At 51.1% G+C, this 5,791-nt stretch carries 7 protein-coding genes and 1 tRNA gene; 5 read left to right on the top strand and 3 right to left on the bottom strand.

Annotated features, from left to right (window positions below; translation table 11 throughout):
* Window positions 1-310, bottom strand: a 310-nt coding sequence (locus tag QCH34_RS05295; protein ID WP_300331253.1) for a hypothetical protein, incomplete at its 3' end; no start/stop codon positions are given.
* 357 nt (window positions 311-667) lie between these two features.
* Between QCH34_RS05295 and QCH34_RS05290 the strand changes: the two genes are divergently transcribed.
* The 4 genes from QCH34_RS05290 (at window position 668) to QCH34_RS05275 (ending at window position 3,766) form a co-directional block, all read left to right on the top strand.
* A complete protein-coding gene (locus QCH34_RS05290; RefSeq protein ID WP_300331250.1) occupies window positions 668-1,270 on the top strand; it encodes a superoxide dismutase in 603 nt (200 codons plus the stop codon).
* Between the two features lie 58 nt (window positions 1,271-1,328).
* Window positions 1,329-1,841, top strand: coding sequence for an FKBP-type peptidyl-prolyl cis-trans isomerase (locus tag QCH34_RS05285; protein WP_300331247.1), 513 nt, complete (start codon window positions 1,329-1,331; stop codon window positions 1,839-1,841).
* Between the two features lie 185 nt (window positions 1,842-2,026).
* Window positions 2,027-3,145: a type II CAAX endopeptidase family protein gene (locus QCH34_RS05280; RefSeq protein WP_300331244.1), complete on the top strand. Its 1,119-nt coding sequence runs from the start codon at window positions 2,027-2,029 to the stop codon at window positions 3,143-3,145.
* Between the two features lie 84 nt (window positions 3,146-3,229).
* Entirely contained in the window at window positions 3,230-3,766 is a 537-nt protein-coding gene (locus QCH34_RS05275; protein WP_300331241.1) for a hypothetical protein, read from the top strand.
* Between the two features lie 6 nt (window positions 3,767-3,772).
* Here the strand turns inward: QCH34_RS05275 and QCH34_RS05270 are convergent, their stop codons facing one another.
* Both QCH34_RS05270 and QCH34_RS05265 read right to left on the bottom strand, forming a co-directional pair.
* Entirely contained in the window at window positions 3,773-4,234 is a 462-nt protein-coding gene (locus QCH34_RS05270; protein WP_300331238.1) for a hypothetical protein, read from the bottom strand.
* A 63-nt stretch (window positions 4,235-4,297) separates the two neighbouring features.
* Window positions 4,298-4,371, bottom strand: a tRNA-Ile gene (locus QCH34_RS05265).
* Between the two features lie 172 nt (window positions 4,372-4,543).
* Between QCH34_RS05265 and QCH34_RS05260 the strand changes: the two genes are divergently transcribed.
* Window positions 4,544-5,791 (top strand): indolepyruvate ferredoxin oxidoreductase subunit alpha (locus QCH34_RS05260; RefSeq protein ID WP_300331235.1); only part of this gene is annotated, 1,248 nt, incomplete at its 3' end.

The raw sequence follows: 5,791 nt of genomic DNA, 5'->3' as shown, positions 1-5,791 counted from the left end.
GGATGGTGCAGATCCCGCTGATGCCTTCCCGCGAACAGAGAGCGTTGAGCCTGCCGGCGGCCCGGTCTCCCCCTTCGTAGACCTGCACTGAGCCGGATCTCCCCACCTTCTTTGCCGCAGTGACCGCTGTTACACCGTCTCCTCCACCAATGATAACGACCCGGTCACCGGTCCGCGTGAGCCGGTGATGGGCGTCGGCTATCCCCTTTTCAGAGAGGCCGTTTGCGGAGACATACCGGCAGGCACCGAAGAAGAGATCGACAAAATCATTATACTTGTAGATTGTGTGTGCGTACCGTAACAGACTCATACCGGAGTTCTCCTGACAGTCCGGTTGCGCCATCCAGCCTGATTCCTGTCCGGGGCGCACCGGCAACAGTTGTGGCTTTTATATACACCGTACAGACGTATCACATTTCCGCTTTCGAGCGTGATAGCATACCCCGGACAGAATATTCCGATGGGGGAGGCCTGCCCTTAAGCTTGCCCTCAATTATGCGAATGTTGCGCAGACAGAGATTGGGGATGCCTTCTCATCCGTTACCTTCAAGTGCATGAAAGAGGGAAGAGAGGATAACGGAGAGGGAGAGACAGAATTGCCCACTCCGGATATCTGCACCCAGAAGGTGCATCTCCATACCAGGAGAAATACAGGAGGAAGAACAGAATGGAAGGAGAAGCAAAGTACTCGTTACCGGACCTGCCCTATGCAGCAGATGCACTTGAGCCGTATATCTCAAAGGAACAGCTCACCATACACCATGACAAGCACCACATGGCATATGTAAACGGCGCCAATGCCAACCTTGCCGCACTGGATGAAGGGAGGAAGAAGGGAACAGACCCCAACATGAAACCGGTCCTAAAAGATCTCTCATGGAACTTCGGGGGCCACTATCTCCACTCGCTCTTCTGGGCAAACCTGGCTCCCGCCGGAAAAGGCGGCGGAGGGGAGCCGACAGGGGCGGCAGCTGAAAAGATCAAAACCGGCTTTGGCAGCTTTGCACGGTTCAAGGCAGAATTCACCCAGGCAGCAGCCAGTGTCGAAGGATCAGGATGGGCAGCCCTCATCGAATGCCCGCTCACAAAAACGCTCCAGATCATGCAGGTTGAGAAGCACAACACCAATGTCTTCCCGGCATGCAAGGTGCTGATGGTGCTTGATCTCTTTGAGCATGCCTACTATATCGATTACAAAAATGATCGCGGGGCATTCATCGGTGCCTTCTGGAATATCGTGAACTGGGACGAGGTAAACCGGAGACTCTGATTGTTCGGAACAACTACCGGATAGGTGGATGGAAAGGCATTGTACCATTCACCCTTTTATGGACGGGGCGCCAACGATCTTTCTGATGAACGGAAAGACCAGATTTTTCATATGCCTGCTTGGTCTGCTGGCAGCATTCCTGCTCATCGCAGGCTGCACGGGAGCGGCACCAACAGCAGGTGACGGCGATACCGTAAAGGTTCACTATACAGGCACCCTCTCCAACGGAACCACCTTCGACAGCTCTGCCGGAGGAGAGCCTTTTGAGTTTACTCTTGGAACCGGGCAGGTCATAACCGGCTTTAATAATGCTGTTTTGGGAATGGCTGTTGGTGAAGAGAAGACCGTGACAATCCCGGTCGAAGAGGCATATGGGTATTATGACGAGGATCTGATCCTGGTTGTTCCAAGGGAGATGGTGCCCGACGAGATCGCAGTTGTCGGTACATCCCTCTATCAGCCAAGGGGAACAATCATCCATGTTGACGATGAGGTCGTTATGATCGATCAGAACCACCGCCTTGTAGGAGAGGAACTGACGTTTACCATCACCCTCGTTGAGATCCTCTGAGCCACAATACTCACTTTTTTTCTCATCCAATTTCAAACAAAAACAGAAAATAATCAACCAGAGAGTTTTTTTGAGAGAGAACTACCCATCCGAACCTTCAGGTAAAGGTGTATGACAATGAGGGGATCAGAACTTTTATAAAGGTAAACTCATACCAGAGAATACGATCTCATAGGAGTATAACTATGAATTCACCACTTTCTGAACAGGGAAGGATAAGGAGAATCCATAAAGAACTTATCACATTCATAGGCATCACTTTTTTTCTCACATATGCCTACAATCTCTGGCTTATCCTTGCATTTGGGACAATCAATAATGTTCCACCCTACAGCACCCTCGTCCAGATGATGATACCTGCATTGGTGGCAATATTCTGTATCTGTATCTTCCGGGATCAAACCCTTTCGCCATCTGTAAAGCTGTTTTTTGCACTCGTCTTTATCAATGCCGCAGTATTTCTCTGGGAGATGGGCATATCACCGATCTTAGCGGTTACACTCTTTGAACTGCCGATCTACCGGTTCATGCCCACCCTCTCCATTATTGTTTCATCCATCAGCGTCCTGATTCTGATTGCAATGAACCTCGTACAAAAGAGTCGGGAAGAGCTCTACCCCGCCGGACTATCCTTCGGACACGGTCCGAAATGGTACGGCATCATTCCCGTCCTCTTCGGGATGCTCTTTTTTGCAGTCTATTTCCTGAATCATATCTCCAATTCCGGGGATCCCATTTTGGAATTCAGCCTCGAGGCGTTTACCACAGCCCTTTGTATTAATTTATTCATCGGTTTTCTGGTAGGATGGCAGTTCTACTTCGGTGAAGAGTATGGATGGAGAATCTACTTGCAGGATCGACTATTTACTATCCTCGGAGGATTGAAGGGAGTGATAGTGATCGGGATAATCTGGGGCCTATGGCACAGCGGCCTGATCCTGATGGGGATGAACTATCCTGGCCAGCCAATACTCGGTAATAGTATAATGATTCTCTTCGCAATCGTGATGGGAGTTTTCTATTCCATTGCAGTCCTGAAAACAGGGAGTGTCTGGATTGCAGTCATACTGCACCTGATCACGGATACCATGGAGCCACTTGCATGGCTGTATCTCTCGTATCCGTCAGATATGATAAACTCGTTTGGAACGGGAATATTCGGAGTTGCCATTCTCGGCATCATAGCGATCTTCCTCCTTCTCAGGCTCGACATCTGGGAAAAAGCCAGTACTCTTGTAGCTAAAAGGCTGTCTGGGCAAAATTATGAGCACAAACACGCTCACACGGGAGCAAAGGACGTTTAGAAGCTTCAGTTGATCCGGGAATCAGAAGAACCATATCAGACGGAGTCTATCAATAGTACACGAAAGTTACAGGAGGCATAAACCATGGATACCATAATCGAGGAAGGCTTTACCCGTCTCACCGAGACGATAGCGGAGCTTGGAGAGAGAAGAGGGGCACTGGAAACAGAGATACTCTCAGATCTCTCAGGACTTCTTGAGAAGATGGCAACCCTCGCAACCCCGCTTGTCGGAACGCTTGGAAACCAGTTCCTTGAGAGGAGCAAGCAGGACAGCAAGGGTGAGCTCTATGACACCGTCCATTATGAGAAGAAGATGATCGTCATCGGCCGTGCAGAAGAGCCGGTACACTACCGGCCCGATGATCCGAAGAAGTCGGTGCAGAAACAGTTCTGCCTCCTCACCGAGGATGGGGTCCTTGCAGAACTCATGTATTCTGATGACGGGTTCATCATCGACAGCTACCTAAACCTGCTTACACCCGGAGAAGCAATCGATCTCTATGGGCCTGAGCTGCTCTTCATGCTCTACCGGGCACTCCACGACTATGGAAACCTGCAGGAAGAGCTGGTTGTGGCACTTGACACAACACTCGCCTTCATCCAGCAAAAAGAAGAATAATTTCCCTTATTTTTTCCATCCAAAGATCGGGAACATCGGTTTGAGGGGATCATATGCTGCTCCGTCAACACTTGAGATCGGATATGAGTTCTCAATAACCGAGTCGCTCTCCACAGGTGAATACCTGACAACCACCTTCGCCTGCTGAATCATCTTTTCGAGCGTGAAGATCTCCTCTTCATCAGGCTGGATCTCTTTGAAATCAAATTCGATATCAAGCGGAACAAGTGCGACATGGATCTTTCTGGCGGGTGCGGTCCCGATATTTCGAACGATTATTGACTTTGCATCTTCAGACAGCGAGCAGACAACATGAGGCAGGTATGCCGCATCCTGCATGATCCAGAGCATCATATACACGACGCCAACAACAACTGCAACACCAAGAGCGAGGAAGATATCAATGAATGCAGACGCAATACAGGCGATCGCACCGATGATGATGAGTAGAGATTGCCGCGAATCCATAGAGACATTCTATGCTCAGAGAATATAAGCAATAGCAATTCGATCGAACAAGAAAAAGAAAAGTGGGCCCGATGCGATTCGAACGCATGACCTCTCGGTTATCAGCCGAGCGCACCACCGGGCTATGCTACGGGCCCAGATGTTACCTTAATACATTCTCAGTTACTGCATTTATAGATTGTCAATTTCCTTCTGCCGGGCTTCGGAAGATCACACCCCCCGGGATTGAGGTTCCGGTACATTTCCGAACGTTTTGTTATTTATGGTGAGAGGACGACACATGTACCATTAAGCGAGCCGGAGGAAGACATGGAACGAAAATATCTCCTCGGAAACCTTGCAATCGCACACGCATGCAGGGAAGCGGGCGTTGATTTTGTCAGCGGTTATCCGGGAACACCATCATCTGAAGTCATTGAAAGCCTGAGAACGGTAGCAGATGAGATCCCCCACCTGGAATGGTCGGTAAATGAGAAGGTCGCATTCGAGAATGCCCTTGGAGCTGCCTGGTGCGGGTGCCGCGCCCTTGTCACGATGAAGCATGTCGGCGTCAATGTTGCAGCTGATCCCCTGATGACGAGCAGCTACACAGGCGTCACCGGCGGCTTTGTGCTGCTGGCAGCAGACGATCCCTTTGCCCACAGCTCACAGAACGAACAGGATTCGCGGATCTATGCAGGATTTGCAAAGATTCCCTGTATCGACCCCTCGGGGATACAGGAGGCGCATGACGGGATGAAGCGGGCATTTGGCCTCTCCGAAGAGTTCGGCCTTCCCGTGATGGTCCGCCCCACCACCCGGATCTGCCACAGCAAGGGCGATATCGCACTCGGTGAGCTGGCAACCGAACACCGTGTCGGAACATTCACCAAAAATCCAAGGCAGTATGTCGTTATCCCCGCACATACCCGGATCCTGCACAGGCTTTTGAATGAGAAACAGCCCGGCATAAAGAAGCGGCTCATCGAAGAGGGCTTCAATACACAGATTATCCGGGGCAAAAAAGCAGTGATCGCCGGCGGGATCAGTGCCGCCTATGCCCGTGAAGTCGTCCCGGATGATGTCTCAATCGCCACAATCGGGGCATATCCGATTGATGAGGAGTGGCTGAAGGCATTCGTCTCCGCTCATACCGAGATCCTGGTGATCGAGGAGATGATGCCTGTTATTGAAGGAGCTGTCCTCGAAGTTGCCTGCGGCCAGGCGATCTATGGCAAGAAGAACGGCTATCTCCCCTATGAGGGCGAATTCTCCCCGGCAGTCATCGCAGGTGCGCTGAAGAAGGCCGGATTTATCAGCGGCGAACTCTATCCTGCTGTCACCCCGGCAGAGAACCTCCCGGTAAGGCCCCCGATCCTCTGTGCAGGCTGTATGCACCGATCCACCTTCTATTCAATGAAGAAGGTCTTCAAAGACGGGATCTTTCCAAGCGATATCGGGTGCTATACGCTCGGCCTCCAGCTCGGTGCAGTCGATACCACCATCTGCATGGGCGCATCCATCACCGTTGCAAGCGGGATCAATCTCTGTGGAGAGGAGCGCGATGTGGTCTGCACC

Origin of the sequence: Methanocalculus sp., from assembly GCF_029762515.1 — an archaeon.
GTDB lineage: Archaea > Halobacteriota > Methanomicrobia > Methanomicrobiales > Methanocorpusculaceae > Methanocalculus.
Note: the sequence above shows the minus strand (reverse complement) of the source record. Positions and strands in the feature narration are given on the sequence as shown.

What these genes read in the sequence shown, in the direction of transcription:
- QCH34_RS05290 (WP_300331250.1), top strand. Translation starts at nt 668, where the DNA reads ATGGAAGGAGAAGCAAAGTACTCGTTACCGGACCTGCCCTATGCAGCA.
- QCH34_RS05270 (WP_300331238.1), bottom strand. Translation starts at nt 4,234, where the DNA reads ATGGATTCGCGGCAATCTCTACTCATCATCATCGGTGCGATCGCCTGT.
- QCH34_RS05280 (WP_300331244.1), top strand. Translation starts at nt 2,027, where the DNA reads ATGAATTCACCACTTTCTGAACAGGGAAGGATAAGGAGAATCCATAAA.
- QCH34_RS05285 (WP_300331247.1), top strand. Translation starts at nt 1,329, where the DNA reads ATGGACGGGGCGCCAACGATCTTTCTGATGAACGGAAAGACCAGATTT.
- QCH34_RS05275 (WP_300331241.1), top strand. Translation starts at nt 3,230, where the DNA reads ATGGATACCATAATCGAGGAAGGCTTTACCCGTCTCACCGAGACGATA.